Raw genomic sequence first — 21,921 nt, forward strand, 5'->3', positions numbered from 1 at the left:
GGTCCGCTCAGAAGTGGGCCAGGGCCGCGACCGGGCTGGCCAGCAGGCTGGCCCCCGCCATCGTCAGCACTAGGCGCGGCCGATAGGGCAACAGCAGCACCAGCAGCAAGGCGCTGAACATCAGCACCGCGCACCACTGCACCAGCCCCAGGCTCCAGCCGGTGCCCTGCACTGCTGCTGCCAGCGACAGGCCCAGCAGCATCCAGCCGCCCAGACGCAGGCCGTGGCGGCGCAGGGCCGAAGGCTTGTGCCCGAGCAGCTCGCCGTGATGCCGGTCCAGGGACAGGCACAGGCCGGTAAAGCCGGCATAACAGAGCAACAGCACCAGGAGCATTCAATTCACCTCGGTTTCAGGAGCCGGCGGGCGTTGCCGGGGCACCCGGGGCGTGGCTGTGGCGGCGGCCCCCGCGCGCTGCAGCTTGCGCGCCGCCCAGGCCAGGAACAGGCCACTGCCCAGGCACGCCAGGTCGAAGCTCGCCATGGCCCAGTCGCCCCGGACCATGAAACCATCCATCAGGCTCGGGCTGGTGAGCACGCTGAGCACCGGCACCCCGGCGAACAGCAAGGCGCCCAGGCCCAGTTGTTCAACCCAGGCGCGACGGCCAGAGCGGACGCAGGCGTGCAACAGGCTCAGGCCCCAGGCCCAGAAGAAGCTGCTGACCTCCCAGTCGGCGCGTTCGGCGAAGCCTGCGGGCAACAGGCGGTTGGCCCAGAAGAACGCCGCCACCGCCAGCAGCAGCCCGGCCATGCTGGCGATGTTCAACACTTCCACCAGGCGCAGTTCGAAAGGCTGGGCGGCACTCTTGGCATGCTTGAGCTGGCGCTTGCCCAGCCAGATCACCAGCCCGGTGCCGATCATCGCGGTGCTGGCCAGCCCACAGAGGAAGTACAGCCAGCGCAACACCGGCCCGGCGAAGCGACCCATGTGCAAGCCATAGAAGCTGCCGCCGATGGCCAGCGGCAGGGATTGCGCGGCAGAGGCCTGCAACGGCTGGCCGGTCACGCCATTGAACGCCACTTGGCTGCCGAAATCCCGGGCCACCCGGTCGGCTTCATGGCGAAACACCTGCACCGAGGCATTCAGGTCCCCCGGGTAACTGACTACCAGGCGCTGCGCATGGCCGCCCGACCAACGTTCCCGGGCCTGCTTCAGCATGGGTTCGAGGGGGGCCAGCGGGGCACTCTGCCCGGCGGCCGAGGCAGCGGCAGCAGCGGGCCGCAAGTCCTCGAAGAAGGCATCGGAATCCCCTTTGTAGGCCACCAGGATGCTCGCCGGCATGACCATGTACATGAAGATCACCAGGCTGCTGTAGGTGATCATCAGGTGAAACGGCAGCACCAGCACGCCCACCGCGTTGTGCCCGTCGAGCCAGGTGCGCTGGCCCTTGCGCGGGCGGAAGGTGAAGAAGTCCTTGAAGATTTTCTTGTGGGTGATGATGCCGCTGATCAGCGCCACGAACATCACCATGGCTGCCATCGTCGACAGCCATCGGCCCCAGGGATAGGGCATCTGCAGCTGGAAGTGGAAGCGGTAGAAGAACTCGCCGCCGCGGGTGTCGCGCACATGCACTTCGCTGCCGGTGGCCGGGTCCAGCAGTTTCTCGGTGAAGGCACCGCGCTCGCCGGGTTTGCCGGGCGCCTGCCAGCCCACCGACAGGCTCGGCTGGCGGGCATCGGGCAGGCCGATGAACCAGCGTTGCGCGCCCTGGGCATGGCGTTCCAGGTAGCGTTGGGCCAGCCCCAGGCTGGCATCGGCGTTCAGGACCCGGGCCGGCGCCTCCGGCTGCATCCAGTGGGTGATCTCATCCTTGAAGTAGGACAGGGTCCCGGTGAGGAAGATCGCAAACAGCAACCAGCCGAACAGCAGCCCGCTCCAGGTGTGCAGCCAGGCCATGGACTGGCGAAATCCTTCCTTCATAGCAGGGCCACCCAGTAGGCGCTGCCGGCGACCAGCGCCAGCACCAGGCTCGGCAGCAACAGGCCCAGCCAGGCCTGCCAGGCACTGCGACAGGCAAAGCACCAGAGCACTGCCACCAGATAGAACAGGAAGGACGTCATCATTCCGCTGACCACGGCATCGGCCCTGGGCAGGGGCAGCAGCAAGGTCAGGCAGACACTGCCCAGCGCCGCCAGCAGATAGCCCCCCAGCACCGCGGCGAATACCCGCGAAGCCACCGCCAGACGATAGGAAGCGGAAAGACCGCCAGCCTTGCTTTTCATGTTTCGACCTTGACGCGAGGGGAGGTCCGGCACAGCACACAGGCGGCCGGGGGAAGTAGGCGGGCAAGTTTAATGATAAATATTCTCATATGCAAAAAGCAGCGACGAACCCGATGCAAACCCGTCGGTCCGGCCTGATTGCCGAATGCCATGTCGCCCCACTACAATGCGAACAATTCTTGTTCTCTTATGCGCCATCTCGGTGCAGGAGCGTCCGGCTTGTCCCACACCGCTACCGTCGAAGGCCTCTACCAGGCCCATCACAGCTGGTTGAACACCTGGTTGCGGCGCCGGCTCGGCTGCCCCCACAGCGCCGCAGACCTGGCCCAGGACACCTTCATCCGGGTACTCAGCGCCCGGGAAACACCGGCCCTGATCGAGCCCCGGGCGTTTCTCACCACCATCGCCAAGCGCGTGCTGTTCAACCACTACCGGCGCCAGGACCTGGAGCGGGCCTATCAGGAAACCCTGGCGCAGATGCCTGAACAGGTGGCGCCCTCCGAGGAAGAGCGGGCCATCATCCTGCAAACCCTGATGGATCTGGACAGCCTGCTCGACGGCCTGCCGCGGCCGGTCAAGCGAGCCTTTCTGCTGTGCCAGCTGGACGGCCTGACCTACGGCGAAATCGCCCGGGAGCTGAATATCTCCATCGCCACGGTCAAACGCCACCTGAACAAAGCGGCGATGCGCTGCTACTTCGCCCTGTGAGTGCCTCGATGAACCCACACCTCAATGGCCAGCCCGATTTCAGCAACCAGGTGGCCGAACAGGCCGTGCACTGGCTGATCGAAATGCAGGGCGGGCCCTTGAGCGCGCGCCAGCAACAGGCCTGGCAGCAATGGCACGATGCCCACAGCGAACATCAGCGGGCCTGGGAGCATATCCAGCGCGTCAACCAGCGCCTGCGTGGCCTGTCTTCGCCCCTGGCCCACGCCGCCCTGAACGCGCCGAAATCCGCCAGCCGGCGCCAGGCACTGAAGCTGCTGCTGATTCTCGGCGCCGGCTCGGCCGCCGCCTGGGGCCTGCGCGAACACAACCCGCTGCCGCCACTGCTGGCGGATTACCGCAGCCCCCTGGGGCAGCGGCGCAAACTGCAACTGAGCGACGGCAGCCAGTTGCAGCTCAATACCAGCAGCGCGGTGGATGTGCGCTTTGATGGCCAGCAACGGCTGATCCGCCTGCTGGAGGGCGAGATCATGCTCACCAGTGCCCAGGATGCCCGGCCGCTGCGGGTGCAGACCGCACAAGGGCAGGTAAGCCCGCAAGGCGCGCGGCTGAACCTGCGCCAATTCAAGGACTACACCCAACTGGCGGTGTTCTCCGGAACCGTCGGCGTGACGCCCCTGGACTACGCCACAACCCCGCCCCAGGTGGCGGCCGGGCAGCAACTGAATTTCACCGGCAACAGCTGGCAAGCTCCCCGGGCCCTGGATGCCGGCAGCGGCGCCTGGAGCGAAGGCATGCTGGTGGCAGCGCACATGCGCCTGGCGGACTTTCTCGACGAACTGGGGCGCTACCGCCGCGGCCAGCTCAACTGTGATGCGCAGGTGGCGGACCTGCTGATTTCCGGCAGCTACCCCCTGGATGACAGCGAGCGGATTCTCGACCTGCTGGAGATCAGCCTGCCGGTCAAGGTACGTCGCTTCACCCGCTATTGGGTCACCGTCCAGGCCCGCGCCTGACGGCACTCTGTCGCCGCTGCCGCGGGCTGCAACCGGCTCCGCAGGGGACGCGCCCTTGACCCGGGCCGCACCCAAGCCCCCGCAAACCAATCGCCGCCCGCCCCGGCACCGAAAAAAAACCACCGCCCATGAGCCGTTTCCCCAGGTTCAAGTGACAGAGAAGGAAAGCCACCTTGATTCCCCCTTCTCAGGACCCACCTTCATGATCGAGCAACCCACCTGCCTCACGCCTCTGGCCCGTACCCTGCGCCACTTGCTCCTGGGGGCCAGCCTGAGCCTGGCCAGCCTGCCCCTGGTCCAGGCCGCCGAGGCCCTGGCCCAGAGTTATCACATCGCCCCGACCTCGCTGGAAAACGCCCTGAACCAGTTCGGCCGGCAAGCCGGGGTGCTGATCTCTTTCGGCTCACACGTCACCAGTGGCGTGCAAAGCCGTGGCCTGCAAGGCCAGTACAGCCCGCAGGAAGGCCTGAACGTTCTGCTGCAAGGCACCGGCCTGCAAGCCCGGGCCGAGGGCAACAATGCCTTCAGCCTGCAACCGGCCAACCCCGAGGCCGCTGCGCAGCCGCTGCACCTGGGCGCCTCCAGCGTGGTCGGCGACTGGCTCGGCGATGCCCAGCAAAGCGATGTGTTCGAGCACCCAGGGGCCCGGGACGTGATCCGTCGCGAGGAGTTCGAACGCCAGGGCGCCACCCAGGCGCGGGACGTGCTCAATCGGATTCCCGGGGTCAACGCACCGGACAACAACGGCACCGGCAGCCACGACATGGCGCTGAACTTCGGCATCCGCGGCCTCAATCCGCGCCTGGCCTCGCGCTCCACGGTGCTGATGGACGGCATCCCGGTACCCTTCGCCCCCTACGGTCAGCCGCAACTGTCGTTTGCCCCCATCAGCATGGGCAACATGGATGCCGTGGACGTGGTGCGCGGTGGTGGCGCGGTGCGCTATGGCCCGCAGAACGTCGGCGGCATCGTCAACTTCGTGACCCGGGCAATTCCCGACGCGCCGACGGTCAAGGGCGGCTTCCAGACCGAAACCAGCCCCTCCTCCAGCCATGACGGTTTCAAGACCACCGGCAACCTGCTGGCCGGTGGCACCGCCGACAACGGCCTGGGCGGCGCCCTGCTGTACTCCGGCACCCGCGGCGGCGACTGGCGCGAACACAGCGATACGCAGATCGACGACCTGATCCTCAAGGGCAAGTACCAGCTCGATGAAGCCAACAGTTTCAATGCCATGGCCCAGTACTACGAAGGTGAGGCGGACATGCCCGGCGGCCTGAACGTGGCGGACTACAAGGCTGACCCGTACCAGTCGACCCGCCCCTACGACAAGTTCTGGGGCCGGCGCACGATGTTCAACGTCGGCTACCGCTACCAGGAAGACCGCCGCGAATTCACCGTCAACAGCTTCTTCACCAAGACCCTGCGCAGCGGTTACCTGGACCAGGGCAGCTTCCTCTCCCTGTCGCCTCGCGAATACTGGGTACGCGGCCTGGAAACCCGTTTCGCCCAAGGCTTCGACCTGGGGGACAGCAGCCACGAAGTGGGCGTCGGTTACCGCTACATCAACGAAGCCGGTCATGAACTGCGCTATCGCACGCCGTTGACCGCCAATCAGCAACTGCCCACCACCAACAGTCGCAACGACCGGGACACTCGTGGCGGCACCGAGGCTCACGCTTTCTTCGTCGACGACCGGATCGATATCGGCAAGTGGACCCTGACCCCGGGCATCCGCTACGAGATGATCGAGTCGCAGCAGAGCAACAACCTCACCCACGTCAAATACAAGGGCGACTACAACACCGCGCTGCCGGCGCTGAATGTGATGTATCACCTCAACGAGAGCTGGAACCTCTACGCCAACACCGAAGGCTCCTTCGGCAGCGTGCAATACAGCCAGATGCCCAACCGCGTGGCCAGTGGCGAGGTCAAGCCGGAGAAAGCCCGCACCTGGGAACTGGGCACCCGCTATGACGACGGCACCCTGCGGGCGGAGATCGGCGCTTTCCTGATCAACTTCGACAACCAGTACGACAGCAACCAGACCAACGACACGGTGATCGCCCGGGGCGAGACTCGCCACCAGGGTATCGAGAGCAGCGTCAGCTACGCCCTGGATGGCCTGGCCCCGGCGCTGGCGGGCTTCGATGTCTACGCCACCTACGCCTATGTCGATGCCACCATTCGTGAAGACGGCCCGAACAAGGGCAACCGCGTGCCCTTCTCTTCCAAGCACAAGGGCACCCTGGGGGTGAGCTACACCGAAGGCCCGTGGAAGCTCAACCTCGACAGCAGCTACCAGAGCAGCCAGTTTGCCGACAATGCCAACACCCGTGCCGAAAGCGCCGATGGCAGCACCGGGCGCATCCCCGGCTACATGCTGTTCAGCACCCGCGCCGGGTATGACTTCGGCCCGCAACTGTCGGACCTGAACGTGGCGGTGGGGGTGAAGAACATCTTCAACCACCAGTACTTCACCCGTTCCTTCGACGACAACAACAAGGGCAAGTACGTAGGCGAGCCCCGCACGCTCTATGTGCAGACCTCCGTGGCGTTCTGATTAATTTTCCCCACAAAGCAAAACGGGCCTGCAATGCAGGCCCGCCCGGTTGGGGGGGGTGAAACTCGGCCGTCAGCTATTGAGCGCGGCCTGTTGGTTCTCCAGGAATTCTTCTTCGAGCAGGGCATCTGCCTCGCTGCCATCGGCTGTGGGCACCGCTGCCGCACGTTTGCCGCGCAATTTGCCGAACATGTGCTCCAGGGCACTTTCCAACTTGACGGTGGCGCCGTCGAGGGCCTGCTCCAGGGTGTCGGCCTTGTGGGTCACGGAAACCGGTTGGTGACCTTTCGGACGGGCTTCCAGCTGGCAGCGCATATCGTCCGGACCCGACTTGCCGCCGTTCTCGTCCCGCAGGTGGACCACTACCCGGGTCAGGTCTTCTTCGTAGCGTTCGAGCGTGCTTTCAACGGTGCTGCGCACCCACTCCTCCATCCGAAGGCTGCTTTGAATATGGTTATCGCTATGGACTTGGATTTGCATAGTTCTTCCCTTATTTCAGCTTGCTCGTAAGAGGGTCAAGGCAATGCGTATGAACCTGCATTTCGTGACCTCTTGATTACACAATTAGGCACGGCGACGAACATTTCAACCCCTTAAAAAAGATAAATATTCATACGCAAATAAAGCCGGACAAACCGCAAAGGCGCTGTTAAGGTCGGGAGTTAGCCCGCCCCACGCATCAGTCAAAACCGCTCACAACTGCCCCTCGCCCAGAGGGTGCAAGCCGCGAAAGATCTCCGCTTCCTCCACCAGCCAGTCATGCACCGCGCGTACGCCCGGATGGCTCAGGGCGCCCGGCGCATAGAGCAGCACGTAGCGTTTGTGGTTGGGCACCGCCAGGCCGAAAGGCACGATCAGGGTGCCACGCTCCAGTTCGTCATTGAGCAGGGTGCGCCGGGCAATCGCCACGCCCATGCCGGCAATCGCCGCCTCGATGGTCAGGTGGTTGCGATTGAAGGTATGGCCACGACGCACGTCCGCGCCCTCGAAGCCGATGGCATTGAGGTAGAACTCCCACTCGGCGTATTCATAGCTGCCGCGCCAGGCGGTGATGTCGTGCAACAGCGCAAAGTGCGCCAGGTCCGCCGGACCGTGCAGCGGCGGGCGCCCACGCAGCAGGCTCGGGGCGCACACCGGGAAGATCTGCTCGTCCAGCAGCGCGGTGGACTGCAAGCCGGGGTAGCTGCCGTCGTTCAGGTCGATGGCCAGGTCGAAGTCGCCCTCGTGCAGGGCCACGCTGCTGTCTTCGGCCACCAGCCGCAGCTGGATCTCCGGATAACGCTGCTGCAGGCGCGGCAGGCGCGGAGTCAGCCACTTGCCGAGAAACGACGGGATCGAGCGCAAGCGCAAGGTCCCCCCGATCATCCCCGCATCCAGGCGCCGCAGTTCCGCGTCGATGCTGCCGTAGGCCTCGCTCACCGTCAGCGCCAGCCGCTGGCCTTCGGCACTCAGTTCCACCCCCCGGGGCCGCCGGTGAAACAGGCGAAAACCCAGGCGCTCCTCCAACTGGCGGATCTGCTGGCTGACCGCCCCCGGGGTGATGTGCAGCTCTTCGGCACACCGGGTGAAAGACAGGTGCCGCGCGGCACAGGAAAACACATGCAGCCAGACATAGGTCTGGGCATGAAATTGTCGGCTCATCGTTTAGCCCTGCTAAAGGATCTCTTAGGAAGTTTCGTTGGTCAGTGCTGACCGAGGCGGGCAGTATCGCCGACATTGCGCTTGGCCTACAAAAAATGGCAGCGATCCACCTTCCATTGCTTGTAAGGCTTTAGCATGGCTATCAGTGTTTTCGATCTCTTCAAAGTTGGTATCGGCCCCTCCAGCTCCCACACCGTGGGCCCGATGCGCGCCGCCGCGACCTTCGCCCAGGCGCTGTTCGAGCAGGGCCTGCAAGACCAGGTGCAGCGGGTACAGATCCGTCTCTATGGTTCGCTGTCCGCCACCGGCGTCGGCCATGCCACCGACCGCGCCAGTGTCATGGGGCTGATGGGTGAATGGCCAGACAGCATCGACCCCACCAGCATCAACCCGCGCATCCAGCAGTTGCGCGACAGCGGCCAACTGCTGCTGGGCGGGCACAGCCCCATTGCCTTTGACTGGCAGCAGGACCTACTCCTGCTGGACGAAAGCCTGCCCTACCACCCCAACGCCATGTCCCTGACCGCCTTTGGCGAGCAGGGCACGCTGCTGGAGCAGACCTACTACTCGGTGGGTGGCGGCTTCATCATCGAAGCGACCCAGGTCGAGGCTGGTGCCGAAACCACCACCGGCGTCCAACTGCCCTACGACTTCAACAGTGCCGCTGAACTGCTGGCCCTGTGCAAGACCCATAAGCTGCGGGTCGGCGAACTGATGCTGGCCAATGAACGGGCCTGGCGCAGCGACGCCGAGATCCGCAGCGGCCTGCTGCACATCTGGTCGGTGATGCGCGAATGCGTGGAACAGGGCCTGCGCCACGAAGGCATCCTGCCCGGCGGCCTCGACGTACCCCGCCGCGCCGCCAAGCTGCACCGCAGCCTGCTGGAAATCGGCAAGCCGAATGTCATCACCTCGACCCTCTCGGCCATGGAGTGGGTCAACCTCTATGCCCTGGCCGTGAACGAGGAAAACGCCGCCGGCGGGCGCATGGTCACCGCGCCCACCAACGGCGCGGCGGGGATCATCCCGGCGGTGCTGCACTACTACATGAAGTTCAACCCGCAGGCCTGTGACGACGACATCCTCAACTTTTTCCTCGGTGCCGCCGCCGTGGGCATCCTGTGCAAGAAGAACGCCTCCATCTCCGGCGCCGAAGTCGGCTGCCAGGGCGAAGTGGGCTCGGCCTGCGCCATGGCTGCCGCCGGGCTGGCGGAGATCCTCGGGGCGACCCCGGAGCAACTGTGCAATGCCGCGGAAATCGGCCTGGAGCACAACCTCGGCCTGACCTGCGACCCCGTAGGCGGGCTGGTGCAGGTGCCCTGCATCGAACGCAACGCGATTGCCGCGGTGAAGGCGATCAACGCCACCCAGATGGCCCTGCGCGGCGACGGCAAGCACTTCATCTCCCTGGACCGGGTGATCCGCACCATGCGCGATACCGGCGCCGACATGCATGACAAATACAAAGAGACTTCACGGGGCGGCCTGGCGGTGAGCTGGGTGGAATGCTGAGGAGCCTTCCCTGACCGTCCGCACTACGTGAGCCCGAGCAAAAATAATAACGAGGCGATAACGATGACCGATGTACCGACACCTGCAGCCCAAACCCCTGCTGTAGCCACACCCCGCGACACCACCAGCGCCCGCCAGGGCTGGAGCAAGCACGACACCACCTGGATGCTCGGCCTGTATGGCACCGCCATCGGCGCCGGCACCCTGTTCCTGCCGATCAACGCCGGGGTTGGGGGCTTCTGGCCGCTGATCGTGCTGGCGCTGCTGGCCTTCCCCATGACCTTCTTCGCCCACCGCGGCCTGACCCGCTTCGTTCTTTCCGGGCGCTCCGGAGACATCACCGAAGTGGTCGAGGAGCATTTCGGGGTCGGCGCCGGCAAGCTCATCACCCTGCTCTACTTCTTTGCCATCTTCCCGATCCTGCTGGTGTACAGCGTGGCGCTGACCAACACCCTGAGCAGTTTCATGGAACACCAGTTGCACATGACTCCACCGCCGCGGGCGCTGCTATCGCTGCTGCTGATCCTCGGCCTGATGGCCATCGTGCGCTGCGGCCAAGGCGTGATCGTGCGGGCCATGAGCCTGCTGGTCTACCCGTTCGTCGCTGCGTTGCTGCTACTGGCCCTGAGCCTGATCCCCAACTGGAACGGCGCGTTCTTCGCCTCGGCCGGCGAAGGCATGCCCCTGCCGCTGTTCTTCAAGACCCTGTGGCTGGCGATCCCGGTGATGGTGTTTTCCTTCAACCATTCGCCGATCATCTCGGCCTTCGCCCTGGATCAGAAGCGCCATTACGGCCCGCAGGCCGAAGCCAAGAGCAGCGGTATCCTGGCCACGGCCCACGGCATGATGGTGCTGACAGTGATGTTCTTCTGCTTCAGTTGCGTGCTGGCCCTGTCGCCGGCGGACCTGGTAGCGGCCAAGGAGCAGAACATCTCGATCCTGTCCTACCTGGCCAACCACTTCCAGACCCCGGTGATTGCCTATGCCGCCCCGCTGATCGCCCTGGTGGCCATTACCAAGTCGTTCCTGGGCCACTACATCGGCGCCAGCGAAGGCTTCCAGGGCCTGATCGTGAAAAACCTGCGGGGGCGCTCGCTGTCCTCCAGCAGCCTGGAAAAGATCACCGCGCTGTTCATGATCCTCACGTGCTGGGCCGTGGCCACCTTCAACCCGAGCATCCTGCGCATCATCGAGACCATGGGCGGACCGGTAATCGCCTGCCTGCTGTTCCTGATGCCGATGTATGCGATCCGGCGGGTGCCTTCACTGCGCCAGTATTCGGGCCAGTTGTCGAACCTGTTCGTGGTGCTGATCGGGCTGGTCGCACTGTCTGCGATCATTTATTCGGTCGTGCCCTGAATCGGGCCGGGATAAAAAAAGCGGACCTCGTGGTCCGCTTTTTTGTCCCCGTATTCATTGCCCGGCGCGTTTCCCGGCATGCCCCTTGCTTTGTCCCGGGGGAGGAATACGGACGTTGGCCACCCTCGGCGAACGACTGGCCAGTGGTCCGGAATCGCGAACTAATTCCGCGCCCTGCCGGTCAATGACTGCACGATCCAATCAGGCGGTGACGCATCATGGACAACCCTTTTCAACTGATTACCGACACCTTCACCCCGCAATACCAGGTCAACCTGAGCATCCAGGGCCTGGACGGCAGCATCATGCTGACCTTGTCCGAAGGTGGCCGGGTGGTGGCCAAGCGCATGATCAGCGCGGCCCAGCGCAATGATCCGCAGCGCATCAAGCGCCTGGTGCAAAGCATTCAGTTTGGTATCGCCATCGAGCAGGGCCACAGTGCCGTGGCCATTCTCGAAGCCATGACCAACGGCGACAGCCTGGGCCTGCCGCCGCCCACCGGCCAGAAGCTCGCGCCGCCGGCCCTGAGGTTCTAGAGCTCGCCCTTCTCCACTTCCGGGTGTTCGCCGGAGCCCGCGCCGATCTTGCGCTGCGGATGCTCGATCTTCACCGAAGGGAACTGCGACGAGGCGTAGCGCACCACCAGGATGGCGAAGGCCAGCAACAGGATGCCGCCGCACAGGTAGATGATGCCCAGGTCCGGCGGGTTGTGGTGCGAGACGTTGGAGATCAGCAACCGGGTCAGCGCGGTGATCGCCACGTAGATCAGGAAACGCACCGGCATGTGGTTGGTCTTGAAGTAGATGCCGACCATCGCCCCCAATTCCAGGTAGATGAACAGCAGCAGGATGTCATCGATCTTGATGTGGCCCACCTCGATCATCTGCAGGAACTCCATCACCGCCGCCCAGGCGGTCACCGCACCGATGGCGAACAGCGCCAGGTAGTGGAACGACTCGACGAACAGGTTGCCCAGGGATTCGGCCAGCTGGTGGACGTTCTGCCGCAGGTTCTCGGCCCAATTGATTTTCACGATGGTTTTTCCTTAGGTCGTTTCGACCGGATGATGCGGATTGGACGTGACGGTTGTTCTGCATGCAGAAAAAAGGCCAGGAGCCTTCAATGAGATGGTGGCCGCCGGCAACGAGGCACGGCCTGGTAACAATCGGCCCGGGAAAAAAATTGCGTCTACATTAAAAAGCCACTATCCAAGGGAAAAGGTTTCGCCTATTCTCTCGACCTGTATATAGATACAGTGTTTATACAGACCCATTATCGTGAAGGCATGTGAGGTGGTGAATGGCCGTCGAAGTGGTATACCGCAGCAGCCGAGATCTGGAGCGCTTGTTCATGGATAAAGCCGAAGCTGACCGTCATGACAAAATGCTCGAACTGGCTGAATTGCTCGCTGAAGTGTTGCACAAAGCCGTGCCGTCGCTGAGCGAACAGCAGGTGGAAGAAGCCGGGATCTACATGGCGAAGAACCGCGATGTGTTCGCCAAGGCGTTCAAGAGCCAGCCGGACGCGTTGTCCGAGTTGCTCAGTGCCCCTGCTCCCGTAGTGGAGGCTGTGGCAGAGCCGCAACCTGTTGAAGCCGAGGCGCCAGCCAAACCGGCGAAAGCGGCCAAGGCCGCAAAATAGGCTTTACGCGAATTGAATAAGCCCTGTGCCCCTGGCACAGGGCTTTTTTCATGCCTGCGAAGGCAAGAGTGGCACTTGTGCGGTGGCCGGTTGAAGCGCTGTCGCCCCTGGCGGATCAGGCAGTTCGATAGCGTTGCGATGGAGCAGGGAAGTGATCTTGCCCAGGAAGGCCAGGGGCATATCAGTCGAGTCGCCATACAGGTCAACCATTCCCACCTCAACTGCGCTGTCAACGATGCAGGAGAACGCCTCGACCTCTTCAGGCGCTATCAAGGCGACAAGCTCCTGGGGCCAATCATCTCCGCGACCATTGAGTTCCAGCAGCGCCCCGGCTCTCTCCCACGCCAGTAGATCGCCCTTTGGCGGGTAGCCCTCAAGGTGCTTTATCAACTCATCGATGGACGGGTGAGCAATGCCTTTTCGTTCGCAGTAAACCGCCAGGCATGCCGCTGCGTACAACTGCAGTTGCCTGATGGAGCAGCCAGTCAATGGTGGGGCCATATCTGGCGCTGTCATTGCGCGACGTCCCAGACCCTGGAGCCTGCGGAACAAAAACCTGATGCGATATCCATGGCTTCCAGAATTCGGTCCTCCAGCTCTTCTGATGCGCCAGGGCGGAGTGATGACAGATGCTTGTATACGGCCTCTGCGCAAAAGCCCTTGTCCCGGTATGCCACAAGAACATCACGAACCGCCTGAATGTCCGCCCCCGCCCGCAACAGGCAGGACAACTGCTCACCCAGCCCGGTCTCCAGCGCTTCACGCATCGTCGATACATTCCTTGTCAGTGGGCACTTCACAGCCGGATGGTACACAGAGCCTGGCCAAGGGTTAAGGCAAGAATGCCTAGCGGTACAGCACCCGTTCCGCCAGTTCATCGGCCACTCGCGCCGGGGAGCGCTTTTCGGCCTGGGCGTGGGCGAAGATCTCCGTCAGCCGCTGGCTGATCTTCGACAGGTGGGCGGTGATGACCGGCAGTTCCGTGTTGCGGTGCTTGAGGGACACATAGATCAGCCCCCCGGAATTGATCACGTAGTCCGGCGCATAGAGAATCCCGCGGCGCTCCAGTTGATCGGCCACCTGCAGGTTGGTCAGTTGATTGTTGGCCGAACCCGCCACCGCCGAGCAGCGCAGTTGCGCCACGCTGAGGCTGTTGAGCACCGCCCCCAGGCCGCAGGGTGCGAGGATGTCGCAAGGGGTGCTGAGCAGAGAATCGTTGGCGATGGGATGGGCGCCCAGTTGCTCCATGGCCAGTTGCACCTTGCCGGCATCGATATCGCTGACCAGCAACTCCGCCCCGGCAGCGTGCAACTGCTCGGCCAGGGCATAGCCGACATTGCCCAGCCCCTGGATCGCCACCCGCAGGCCTTCCAGGTTGTCGCTGCCCAGGCGCGCCATGGCGGTGCTGCGAATACCGGCGAACACTCCCATGGCGGCATGGGGGGCCGGGTCGCCCGCGGCACTGGTGCTGGTGACGTAACGGGTCTGCTGGGCGATGCAGTCCATGTCGGCCACCGAGGTGCCGCTGTCGATGGCGGTGATGTAGCGCCCGTCCAGTTGCTCGACGCATCGGCCGAAGGCTTCGAACAGGGCGGCGCGGCTTTCCACATGGGCGGGGCGGATGATCACGGCGGTACCGCCCCCCTGGGGCAGGCCGGCCAGGGCGGCCTTGTAGCTCATGCCCTGGGCCAGGCGCGCGGCATCCGTCACGGCACTGCTGTCGTCGGGGTAGGCGAGGTAACGACAGCCGCCCAGGGCGGGCCCCAGGCGGCTGTCGTGGATGGCGATCACTGCCTTCAACCCGGTACAAGGGTCGACGCTGAGGTGCAGCGATTCAAGGCGGGTGCTGTGCATGAGAGCGAACATCGACGGGCTCCCGAATCACTTCTTGTAGACGCCAGTATAGGCTTGCGCCTGGAATTTGCTGCGCCGCGCAGGAATAAGCCCCGGGGTTTTGCAGGCTTTGGGAAATAACCTGCTACCACGCATTTCAACACTGGACGAAGCTTCGTCACGAGGCTAAAACGAGGCATCCGTCGGAGATCGAGATGAACCCGCGCCAAGCTTTTTTCGCCTGTCTGCACCGCTCGCCACCCGCCCTGCTGGAAGCTGCCCTGTGGATTGCCGCCGAGCATGATCCCCAGGTGGTGCCCGGCCTGTTGCTGGAGGAGTTCAAGCAACTGCAGCAGCAAGTGGGCAGCAGCCTGCCGACGCTGCCGGCGAACGAGCTTGGCCAACCGCTGTTGCGCCGGCTCAACGACCTGGGTTTCCAACAGGACGAACACCTGCCCCTGCGGCCCCAGGCGGCGCTGATGGACAAGGTCCTGGAGCGTCGGCGCGGCCAGCCCCTGGCCCTGGCCCTGATCGCTCTGGAACTGGCGCAGCGGCTGCAGGTGCCGCTGGCGGGGGTGAACTTTCCCGGGCACTTCCTGCTGCGGGTGCCCGGTGCCGACCACCTGCTGGACCCGTGCGGCGGGCGCCGGCTGTACCCCAACGATTGCCGGGAACTGCTGCAACGCCAGTACGGCGCCCATATCAAGCTCAGCGCCGAGCACCTGGCCAGCGCCGAACCGCTGCAGATGTTCCAGCGCCTGTCACGCAACCTGCGCCAGTTGCACCTGTCCTACGACGACCACCTGGGGGCCCTGATCAATGCCGAACGGGTCCTGGAAATCGGCAACGGCAGCGCCGCCGACTACCTGGCCCGGGCCAGCCTCTACCAGCGCCTGGAATGCCCGAATGCCGAACGCTTCGACCTGGAGCACGCCCTGCTGCTCAGCGACGACCCGATCCAGCGCCTGCGCCTGACCGAACGCCTGGGGCACCTGCCGCCCAACACCATCGTGCACTGAATCCCCCGCTGTTTCGCGCCTGCCGTGCAACAAGGCCCGCCGCCCTTCTGCCTGCTGCAAGGATGAAAAAGCATGAACAGCGCCGAACGCTTCCTCCAGGATTTCCACCCGCGCCACCCCGGCACCACGCCAACGGCTGGGGGCTGTTGCTGATCCAGGCCAGGGCCGCATGACAGCAGCGCCCGGGCTCTGGCAGGATGGGCGGCTAACCCCAGGGAACGGACACAGCATGCTCATCAGAAAAGCCCACGGCGCCGACGCACAACGGGTCTTCGACATTCGCAACCAGGCCATCAACCAGCAGTGCGCCGGCCACTACCCCGAAGCGGACCTCCAGGTCTGGACGGCTGGCGAACTGAGCGACTACTTCATCGAAGTGGTGGAAAACACCGGCCATGTCGCGGTCATCGACAATCAGGTGACCGCCAGCGGCATGCTCGACCTGGAGACCGGGCAGGTCGACGCGGTGTTCGTCGACCCGGCCTACATGGGACGCGGCATCGGCCGCAAGATGATGGAGTACCTCGAAGAACGGGCGCTGGAAGCCGAGTTGCCCCACCTGATCCTGGATTCGACCCTCAACGCCGCCGACTTCTATCGCCGCTGCGGCTTCGTCGGTGAGCGCATCGCCCAGTACCAGTCGCCCCGGGGCCTGACCCTGGCCTGCGTGCCGATGATCAAGCACCTGGCACGCTGAACCCCCCTGCCCCTCAGGACTTGAGCGGCGCCTGCCGTTGCGCGGCCGGCCCCGCCTCACCCGAGGCCGACGCCAGGGGCGAACGCACCTGGATGATCAACAACGCCGCAAGCAGGGCCGGAATCGCGCAGAAGAAGAAAATCTGCTGCACAGGAATATGCATCGCCAGCAGCATGCTGCCGAACAGCGGACCGAGGATCGAACCGAAACGCCCCACGCCCAAAGCCCAGCCGGTGCCGGTGGCGCGCACCTGGGCCGGGTAGAAGTTGCTGGCGAAGGCATTCAGGGTCAACTGGCCACCGATGATGCAGAAGCCCGCGGCAAACACGAACACCACCAGGTAGCGCGGGTTGTCGTGGTTCAACCCCAGTAGCACGGTGCACAGTGCGGCGGCGCTGAGCACCGCGGCCAGCAGGCGCACCTTGCGTTTCAGGCGGTCGGCGAACCAGGCCATGCAGATCGCGCCGAGGGTGCCGGCGAAGAGGAACATCGAAGTCACCAGGTTGGCCTGCTTCAGGGCCAGGCCACTCTCCAGCAGCAGCGTCGGCAACCAGCTGATCATGAAATACAGCAGGATCAGGCTGACGAAAAAGGTCGCCCAGATCAGCAAGGTCGGCCGTGCATAGCCGTGGCGGAACAGCTCCAGCACCGTGAGCTTGCTGTCCACCTGCTCACCGCTGTTGAGCACTGCGGCCGGCGGTTGCCAGTCCGGGAGCATCTGTGCGGTGACCTTGCGCAGCCGCGCATAGGGCGGCGCGTCCCGCAGCAGGCGCGGCAGCGATTCGGGCAGGCGCCAGAGCAGGAAAGGAAACAGCAGCAGCGGCGTGATGCCGCCGGCGAGGAACACCGCTTCCCAGCCAAAGCGATCGATGAAGCCGGCGGCAACGAAACCACCCGCCGCGCCGCCAAAGGAGAAACCGCAGGCGGCCAGGGTCACCATCAGGGTGCGCAGGCGCGGCGGCGAATATTCGGACATCAGCGCCATCGCGCTGGGCATCGCCCCGCCCATGCCGATGCCACAGATAAAACGGGCGGCCATCAGGCTTTCAAGGGAATTGGCGAACACCATCAGCACCGTCAGGCTGGCGTAGATCAGCACGCAACAGAGCAGGATCCGGCGCACGCCAAAACGGTCGGCCAGGGGCGTCACCGCCAGGGACCCCAGGGTCAGGCCCAGCAGGTTGGCGCTGAACACCGGGCCGAAGGCGGCCTTCTCCAGCCCCCAGTCCTGGGCCAGGGCCGGCACCACATAGCCCAGCACCTGGGCGTCGTAGCCATCAGTGACCAGCAGCAAGGCGAGAAGCAACAAGAGCAACCACTGGTAGCGGGACACCGGGCGGGCGTCGAGCGCAGCACGAAAGCTGGCAATCTGATTTTGCATCGCAAGGTACCTGTTCGGTTTTTTATGGTTATGGGCAGCAGTGTCGCGCAGGTCACAGGCGGTGACCGCTCAGGCCCCGTTGCGGGGCCTGGGTGATGCGGATGCCACGCTGCCCCGGATACCGGGCAGCGTGCGGGTTCAGGCTGGCGTATCCGGCTGGTTGGCCGGGTGCGCGGCCTGGAACGCCGGGTGCTCGGCGGCCAGGGCCGCGACCCGGAGGATCCGCGGATAAGCGTCCAGGGACACCTTGAAACGCTCGGCCGCATACAGCTGGGGAATCAGGAACACATCGGCCAGCCCCGGCTCATCGCCAAAACAGAAGCCCTGGTCGCCGATCAGTTGCTCCAGGGCCGCCAGCCCCTGGCTGATCCAGTGGTCGATCCACACCAGCAGTTGCGCTTCCTCATGACCCCATTCCCGTAGCAGGTTCTGGGTGCTGGAGTTGTGCAGCGGATGAATGTCGCAGCCGATGATCGCGGCAACCGCCCGTTCCCGGGCGCGGCTGACCAGGTCCGTGGACAGCAGCGGCACCTGTGGATAACGCTCCTCCAGGTACTCGATGATTGCCAGCGACTGGATCAGCAGGTCGCCTTCATCGGTCCGCAGGGCCGGCACCCGGCCCTGCGGGTTGATCTCCAGGTACTCCGGCTGGCGATTCGCACCGCCCTTGGGCACCAGCAGATTGACCGGTATGGCCTGGAACTCCAGGCCCTTGAGGGCCAGAGCGATGCGCACCCGGTAGGACGCAGTGGAGCGGTAGTAGGTATAGAGCTGCATGGGGGCTCTCCCTTAACGTGCCGGCTGGACCGTGCCACGGCATTCGCCGAAGCCGATGGAGGCGAAACCCTCACGGCTGCAACGCCCGCGCAGGATGATTTCATCGCCGTCCTCGAGGAACTTGCGCACCTCGCCGGACGCCAGTTCGATGGGTTTCTTGCCGCCTTCGGTGATCTCCAGCAGGCTGCCGAACTGGCCGCTCTCTGGGCCGGACAAGGTGCCCGAACCGAACAGGTCGCCGGCCTGCAACTGGCAGCCGTTGACGCTGTGGTGCGCAACCATCTGCGCCACGGTCCAGTACATGTACCGGGTGTTGCTCAGGGTCAGGCGGTGTGCCGGCAGGCCCTGCTCGCGCATGGTGCGGGTGGTCAGCAGCACTTCCAGTTCGATGTCGAAGCCACCGCCGGCCTGGTCGCGCTTGTCCAGCAGGTACGGCAGCGGTTGCGGGTCGCCTTCAGGGCGCGGGGCCTGGGCCTGGCGGAACGGCTCCAGGGCCTCGGCGGTCACCACCCAGGGCGAAATACTGGTGATGAAGCTTTTCGACAGGAACGGGCCCAGCGGCTGGTATTCCCAGGCCTGGATATCCCGCGCCGACCAGTCATTGAGCAGGCAGAACCCGGCAATGTGTTCGGCGGCGTCGCCAATGGCGATGGGCTCGCCCATCTCGTTGCCCTGGCCGATCCAGATGCCCAGCTCCAATTCGTAGTCCAGGCGCGCACAGGGGCCGAAGGTCGGTTCGGACTGCCCGGCCGGTAGGGTCTGGCCCTTGGGCCGGCGCACGTCGGCACCGGAAGTACGGATAGTGGAGGCGCGACCGTGGTAGCCGATCGGCACGTACTTGTAGTTGGGCAGCAGCGGGTTGTCGGGGCGGAACAGCTTGCCGACGTTCTGCGCGTGTTCGATGCCCACATAGAAGTCGGTGTAATCGTTGATCTTGGCCGGCAGGTGCATCTGGCAGTCCGCGGCCAGGGGCAGCAGTTTCGCCCCCTGGGCCTCGATCTTGCCGCGCAGGCTGCTGCCTTCGCCGAGCAGTTCCAGCAGGCGTTCGCGCAAGGCGACCCGGGCCGGTCGGCCGAGTTCGAAGAACGCATTCAGCTGGCCGCCACGGGCCGCCTGCACCGCAGCCTGGGCCTGGCCTTCGAACAGCCCGGCATCCAGCGCCGCTTCCAGGTCGAAAATCTGTTCGCCAATGGCGACCCCGCTGCGGGGCGCCGAGCCCTGGGTGCTGAAGACGCCCAGGGGCAGGTTCTGCAACGGGAAGTCGGGGTGACCGTTGGCGGACTCGACCCAGCTACGGGTGATGGTGGGCAAGGTCATGGGTTATCTCCGATTCGGGTTGAAGGTGACGGGCAGCGAGGCCCAGCAAGCATCGTAGTCGTTCTGCAGCTCTGGGCACTCCAGGGCGAACTGGCTCGGGCGCAGCACCTGGCTGGTCTCGAACATGAAGGCCATGGTGTTGTCGATCTTGGCCGGCTGCAACTGGGCGTTGATCGCCTTGGTGCAGGTTTCGCCGTCCGGGCCGTGGGCGCTCATGCAACTGTGCAGCGACGCGCCGCCGGGCAGGAAGCCTTCGGCCTTGGCATCGTAGGCACCCTGGATCAGGCCCATGAACTCGTTCATCAGGTTGCGGTGGAACCACGGTGGACGGAAGGTGTTCTCGGCCACCATCCAGCGTGGCGGGAAGATCACGAAGTCCAGGTTGGCCAGGCCCGGCACGCTGGTGGGCGAGGTCAATACGGTGAAGATCGACGGATCCGGGTGGTCGAAGCTGACGGTGCCAATGGTGTTGAAACGACGCAGGTCGTATTTGTACGGCACGTTGTTGCCGTGCCAGGCCACCACGTTCAGTGGCGAGTGGTCGAGCTCGCAGCCCCAGAGCTCGCCGAGGTACTTCTGGACGAGCGTGGTGGGCTGGCGCAGGTCTTCGTAATGAGCCACGGGGGCCAGGAAGTCCCGAGGGTTGGCCAGGCCGTTGCTGCCAATCGGCCCAAGGTCCGGCAGGCGCAGCGGCGCGCCGTGGTTCTCGGCGACGTAGCCGCGGGCTTGCGGGTCCAGCAGTTCGATGCGGAATTTCAGCCCGCGAGGCAACACGGCGATTTCCAATGGCTCCAGGTCCAGCATGCCCAGTTCGGTGACGATGCGCAGGCGGCCCAGCTCCGGCACCAGCAGCAGCTCGCCATCGGCATTGAAGAACACCCGCTCCATCGAGCGGTTGGCACGATAGTGATAGACGCTGATACCCGCCGGCTTCTGCGCAGCCGAGTTGGCCACCATCGCCACCAGGCCGTCGATGAAATCGGTGGGCTCGCTTGGAATCTGCAGGGGGCTCCAGCGCAGGCGGTTGGGGGTGACCTCACCCAGGGGGCCGCCTGCCAGCTGGCGCGCAAGCTTGGCGAAAGCCGGGTGCTTGGCCGAGGGCTGGATGCGGTACATCCAGGTACGCCGGGCTTCGCTGCGGGTCATGGTGAAGGCGGTGCCGGAAAACAGTTCAGCGTACAGGCCATAAGGGGCTTTTTGCGGGGAGTTCTGGCCGACGGGCAGCGCCCCTGGCAGGGCCTCGCTGGCAAATTCGTTGCCGAAGCCCGATTGGTAGCTGAGGGCCGACGCCGAAGAATCGAGGTTCATGGAGCCTCCTGGAAGTTGGAATAGGCAGGGGCCCACCACTCCCTCACAAGAGCTATCGGCACGCCTGGGTTATTTTTATCGTAATCCAATTACGCATAACGTAATTTGATTGCCCAGGAGCGTCAAGCTATAAAGACCGCCACTTGTCACGGGACCCCAATGCCTCCATGGAAAAGCCGCGCAGCATCAGCGACAGCACCGGTAAACAGAAAGTCCGCTCGGCCGAGGTCGGTACCGACATCCTCAAGGCCCTGGCCGAACTGTCGCCGGCCACTTCCCTTTCGCGCCTGGCCGAACATGTGCAGATGCCGGCAAGCAAGGTGCATCGCTACCTGCAGGCCTTGATTGCCAGCGGCTTTGCCGAACAGAACAGCGCCACCAATCACTACGGCCTGGGCCGCGAAGCCCTGCGGGTAGGCCTGGCCGCCCTGGGCAGCATGGACGTACTGAAAGTCGCGACCCTGCCCCTGGCGGAACTGCGGGACGAATTGAACGAAACCTGCTTCCTCGCGGTGTGGGGCAACCAGGGCGCGACGGTGGTGCATATCGAACCGGCGGTGCGGGCGGTGACCGTGGTCACTCAACTGGGCTCGGTGCTGCCACTGCTCAGTTCATCCACCGGGCTGGTGTTCAACGCCTACCTGCCACAGCGCGAAACCCTCGACCTGCGCCAGCAGGAACTGGCAGCCGGCAGCCCCCACGCCCTGGCCGACAAGCAGGTGCACGATGCCCTGGCCGAGCAGATTCGCCAGCGCGGGCTGCACCATGTCCACGGTTTGCTGATGCCCGGTGTCGATGCCCTGTCGGCGCCGGTGTTCGATGCCACCGGCAAGATCGCCGCGGTGCTGACCGTGGTAGGGCCGACATCGCTGTTCCACGCCGATGAACATGGGCCCGCAGCCCAACGTCTGCTGGCGGCCAGCTCTGCAGTGAGCTGGCGCATGGGTTATCAGCCGCAATAACCGCTAGCG

At 64.5% G+C, this 21,921-nt stretch carries 22 protein-coding genes and 1 pseudogene; 10 read left to right on the top strand and 13 right to left on the bottom strand.

What is annotated here, in order from left to right; all coding sequences use genetic code 11:
• Positions 1-7 precede the first annotated feature (7 nt).
• From ACUXVH_RS08385 to ACUXVH_RS08395, 3 genes are read right to left on the bottom strand one after another with little or no spacing between them, the layout of a single operon-like run.
• The gene (locus ACUXVH_RS08385; RefSeq protein ID WP_047283981.1) at positions 8-334 is read right to left on the bottom strand and encodes a DUF3325 domain-containing protein; all 327 of its coding nucleotides are present in this window, start codon (positions 332-334) and stop codon (positions 8-10) included.
• Complete coding sequence (locus tag ACUXVH_RS08390; protein ID WP_065364601.1) at positions 335-1,918, bottom strand: PepSY-associated TM helix domain-containing protein; 1,584 nt, start codon at positions 1,916-1,918, stop codon at positions 335-337.
• Complete coding sequence (locus tag ACUXVH_RS08395) at positions 1,915-2,220, bottom strand: DUF3649 domain-containing protein (protein ID WP_053149073.1); 306 nt, start codon at positions 2,218-2,220, stop codon at positions 1,915-1,917. The genes ACUXVH_RS08390 and ACUXVH_RS08395 overlap by 4 nt, the downstream gene beginning before the upstream one ends.
• 219 nt (positions 2,221-2,439) lie before the next feature.
• Between ACUXVH_RS08395 and ACUXVH_RS08400 the strand changes: the two genes are divergently transcribed.
• The 3 genes from ACUXVH_RS08400 (at position 2,440) to fecA (ending at position 6,465) form a co-directional block, all read left to right on the top strand.
• Complete coding sequence (locus ACUXVH_RS08400; RefSeq protein ID WP_019093370.1) at positions 2,440-2,928, top strand: sigma-70 family RNA polymerase sigma factor; 489 nt, start codon at positions 2,440-2,442, stop codon at positions 2,926-2,928.
• 8 nt (positions 2,929-2,936) lie between these two features.
• The gene (locus ACUXVH_RS08405; RefSeq protein WP_053156423.1) at positions 2,937-3,902 is read left to right on the top strand and encodes a FecR domain-containing protein; all 966 of its coding nucleotides are present in this window, start codon (positions 2,937-2,939) and stop codon (positions 3,900-3,902) included.
• Between the two features lie 202 nt (positions 3,903-4,104).
• Positions 4,105-6,465: a TonB-dependent Fe(3+) dicitrate receptor FecA gene (gene fecA / locus ACUXVH_RS08410; protein WP_445494525.1), complete on the top strand. Its 2,361-nt coding sequence runs from the start codon at positions 4,105-4,107 to the stop codon at positions 6,463-6,465.
• Between the two features lie 72 nt (positions 6,466-6,537).
• Here the strand turns inward: fecA and ACUXVH_RS08415 are convergent, their stop codons facing one another.
• Positions 6,538-6,945, bottom strand: a complete 408-nt coding sequence (locus tag ACUXVH_RS08415) for an HPF/RaiA family ribosome-associated protein (protein ID WP_011059335.1) — start codon at positions 6,943-6,945, stop codon at positions 6,538-6,540.
• A gap of 213 nt (positions 6,946-7,158) precedes the next feature.
• Positions 7,159-8,106: a LysR substrate-binding domain-containing protein gene (locus ACUXVH_RS08420; RefSeq protein WP_011059334.1), complete on the bottom strand. Its 948-nt coding sequence runs from the start codon at positions 8,104-8,106 to the stop codon at positions 7,159-7,161.
• 135 nt (positions 8,107-8,241) lie between these two features.
• On the opposite strand from ACUXVH_RS08420, the gene ACUXVH_RS08425 reads away from it, so the two are divergent.
• The 3 genes from ACUXVH_RS08425 to ACUXVH_RS08435 all read left to right on the top strand — a co-directional run bounded on the left by ACUXVH_RS08425 (position 8,242) and on the right by ACUXVH_RS08435 (position 11,513).
• On the top strand, positions 8,242-9,618 hold the full coding sequence (locus tag ACUXVH_RS08425) for an L-serine ammonia-lyase (RefSeq protein ID WP_065364603.1): 1,377 nt from the start codon (positions 8,242-8,244) through the stop codon (positions 9,616-9,618).
• A gap of 63 nt (positions 9,619-9,681) precedes the next feature.
• Positions 9,682-10,977 (top strand): serine/threonine transporter, encoded by a 1,296-nt coding sequence (locus ACUXVH_RS08430; protein WP_065364604.1) that lies wholly within the window; start codon positions 9,682-9,684, stop codon positions 10,975-10,977.
• A 218-nt stretch (positions 10,978-11,195) separates the two neighbouring features.
• Entirely contained in the window at positions 11,196-11,513 is a 318-nt protein-coding gene (locus tag ACUXVH_RS08435) for a DUF3509 domain-containing protein (protein WP_011059331.1), read from the top strand.
• On the opposite strand, the gene ACUXVH_RS08440 is transcribed toward ACUXVH_RS08435, so the two are convergent.
• Positions 11,510-12,010, bottom strand: a complete 501-nt coding sequence (locus ACUXVH_RS08440; protein ID WP_011059330.1) for a phosphate-starvation-inducible protein PsiE — start codon at positions 12,008-12,010, stop codon at positions 11,510-11,512. The two genes, ACUXVH_RS08435 and ACUXVH_RS08440, sit on opposite strands and share 4 nt — an antisense overlap.
• A gap of 266 nt (positions 12,011-12,276) precedes the next feature.
• On the opposite strand from ACUXVH_RS08440, the pseudogene ACUXVH_RS08445 reads away from it, so the two are divergent.
• Positions 12,277-12,531 (top strand): annotated as a pseudogene (locus ACUXVH_RS08445) (YebG family protein); the annotation flags it as partial.
• Positions 12,532-12,666: 135 nt separating this feature from the next.
• Here ACUXVH_RS08445 and ACUXVH_RS08450 read toward each other — a convergent pair.
• The 3 genes from ACUXVH_RS08450 to ACUXVH_RS08460 form a co-directional block, all read right to left on the bottom strand.
• Positions 12,667-13,119, bottom strand: coding sequence for a hypothetical protein (locus tag ACUXVH_RS08450; protein ID WP_065364605.1), 453 nt, complete (start codon positions 13,117-13,119; stop codon positions 12,667-12,669).
• Between the two features lie 11 nt (positions 13,120-13,130).
• The gene (locus ACUXVH_RS08455; protein ID WP_065364606.1) at positions 13,131-13,385 is read right to left on the bottom strand and encodes a hypothetical protein; all 255 of its coding nucleotides are present in this window, start codon (positions 13,383-13,385) and stop codon (positions 13,131-13,133) included.
• A 79-nt stretch (positions 13,386-13,464) separates the two neighbouring features.
• Positions 13,465-14,484, bottom strand: coding sequence for a Leu/Phe/Val dehydrogenase (locus ACUXVH_RS08460; RefSeq protein WP_011059327.1), 1,020 nt, complete (start codon positions 14,482-14,484; stop codon positions 13,465-13,467).
• 182 nt (positions 14,485-14,666) lie between these two features.
• On the opposite strand from ACUXVH_RS08460, the gene ACUXVH_RS08465 reads away from it, so the two are divergent.
• Positions 14,667-15,470, top strand: coding sequence for a SirB1 family protein (locus ACUXVH_RS08465; RefSeq protein WP_011059326.1), 804 nt, complete (start codon positions 14,667-14,669; stop codon positions 15,468-15,470).
• 229 nt (positions 15,471-15,699) lie between these two features.
• Positions 15,700-16,167 carry a GNAT family N-acetyltransferase gene (locus ACUXVH_RS08470; protein WP_015634198.1) on the top strand — a complete coding sequence of 156 codons (468 nt, stop codon included), beginning with the start codon at positions 15,700-15,702 and terminating at the stop codon, positions 16,165-16,167.
• A 13-nt stretch (positions 16,168-16,180) separates the two neighbouring features.
• Here ACUXVH_RS08470 and ACUXVH_RS08475 read toward each other — a convergent pair whose 3' ends face one another.
• The 4 genes from ACUXVH_RS08475 to hmgA all read right to left on the bottom strand — a co-directional run bounded on the left by ACUXVH_RS08475 (position 16,181) and on the right by hmgA (position 20,950).
• Positions 16,181-17,548: an MFS transporter gene (locus ACUXVH_RS08475; RefSeq protein ID WP_065364607.1), complete on the bottom strand. Its 1,368-nt coding sequence runs from the start codon at positions 17,546-17,548 to the stop codon at positions 16,181-16,183.
• 138 nt (positions 17,549-17,686) lie between these two features.
• Positions 17,687-18,325 (bottom strand): maleylacetoacetate isomerase, encoded by a 639-nt coding sequence (gene maiA / locus ACUXVH_RS08480; protein WP_015634196.1) that lies wholly within the window; start codon positions 18,323-18,325, stop codon positions 17,687-17,689.
• A gap of 12 nt (positions 18,326-18,337) precedes the next feature.
• Positions 18,338-19,642 carry a fumarylacetoacetase gene (gene fahA, locus ACUXVH_RS08485; protein WP_065364608.1) on the bottom strand — a complete coding sequence of 435 codons (1,305 nt, stop codon included), beginning with the start codon at positions 19,640-19,642 and terminating at the stop codon, positions 18,338-18,340.
• Positions 19,643-19,645: 3 nt separating this feature from the next.
• Complete coding sequence (gene hmgA, locus ACUXVH_RS08490) at positions 19,646-20,950, bottom strand: homogentisate 1,2-dioxygenase (protein ID WP_011059321.1); 1,305 nt, start codon at positions 20,948-20,950, stop codon at positions 19,646-19,648.
• A 167-nt stretch (positions 20,951-21,117) separates the two neighbouring features.
• Between hmgA and ACUXVH_RS08495 the strand changes: the two genes are divergently transcribed.
• Positions 21,118-21,912, top strand: coding sequence for an IclR family transcriptional regulator (locus ACUXVH_RS08495; protein WP_065364609.1), 795 nt, complete (start codon positions 21,118-21,120; stop codon positions 21,910-21,912).
• The last annotated feature ends 9 nt before the right edge of the window (positions 21,913-21,921 follow it).

It is taken from the genome of Pseudomonas sp. 8(2025) (assembly GCF_052665325.1).